A 989-nucleotide genomic window follows, 5' to 3' on the forward strand; every position below is an offset into this window, starting at 1 on the left:
GCCTGCAGGGCGGGATGCAGCTCGAAGGAGGAGAAGGTCAAATCGGTCAGCGGTTTGTCGCTCATGTGTCCGTCTTGGTAAGGCCGCCCCGGCAGCGGTGCGCGGGAGGCTTGCAATCTTGGGGGGCACCGTCGCCATTGCGGGCCCTGCGCCGGGGTTGGACGGGGCCGGACCAACCGGTCCAGGGGCGCCGCACAATGGCGCAGTTTAGCGCACTGTCGGCGCCAAACCGGCCTCTGCTGTCGCACCATAGGATGAGACAGCCCGTCCGAGGGGGGCTGCCGGCGCACGGACCGGCCGGAGACTGCGCGGATTTCACACGTTTTCACCGCGCCTGCCGCCAGTTGAACGCGCGCGCCCCGCGCACTGGAGGCGGTGCCGGACGGCCGCATATAGAGAAGGACTACCCCGTCAATGCAGGGCGCCGATCACAGGATGCTGGGTTTCAGGCAGCACCTGCCCGGCCGCGACGATAGGGGTACACTGCCCGCCGTGAGCGACCAGGCATCCACCTGGCGCACCGCTGGCCGCCCTCGCGGCCACGAGGCAGCAGACGCGGATGGCACCCTCCGGTGGCGTCCAAATTCAACCTCCTCCGGCCCCGCCGGGTGCATTTCCAGACGAGAAACCAAGATGAGCGACAAGGTTGTACATGTCGGCGATGCCGACTTCGATAGCGCAGTGCTGAATTCCAAGGAACCGGTGCTGGTCGATTTCTGGGCCGAGTGGTGTGGTCCGTGCAAGATGATCGCCCCCGCCCTGGACGAACTGGCCGACGCCTACAACGGCCGCGCCAAGATCGCCAAGGTCAACGTGGACCAGAACCGCGCATTGGCCGCCAAGTACCACGTGCGCTCGATCCCGATGCTGCTGGTGTTCAAGGACGGCCAGGTCCAGGCGCAGCAGATCGGCGCGGTCGGCAAGGCCCAGCTGGCCGGCATGCTGGACAAGGCGCTGGCCTGATCGCAGCAGGCAGCCGGTACCCGCCG

At 67.3% G+C, this 989-nt stretch carries 1 protein-coding gene; it reads left to right on the top strand.

Going from position 1 to position 989, the window contains the following annotated elements; translation table 11 throughout:
• Nucleotides 1–633: 633 nt before the first annotated feature.
• Entirely contained in the window at nucleotides 634–963 is a 330-nt protein-coding gene (gene trxA, locus DBR34_RS15290) for a thioredoxin TrxA (protein WP_038685830.1), read from the top strand.
• Nucleotides 964–989: the final 26 nt, after the last annotated feature.

It is taken from the genome of Stenotrophomonas sp. HMWF003 (assembly GCF_003061285.1).
In the GTDB taxonomy this organism is placed as follows: domain Bacteria; phylum Pseudomonadota; class Gammaproteobacteria; order Xanthomonadales; family Xanthomonadaceae; genus Stenotrophomonas; species Stenotrophomonas maltophilia_AP.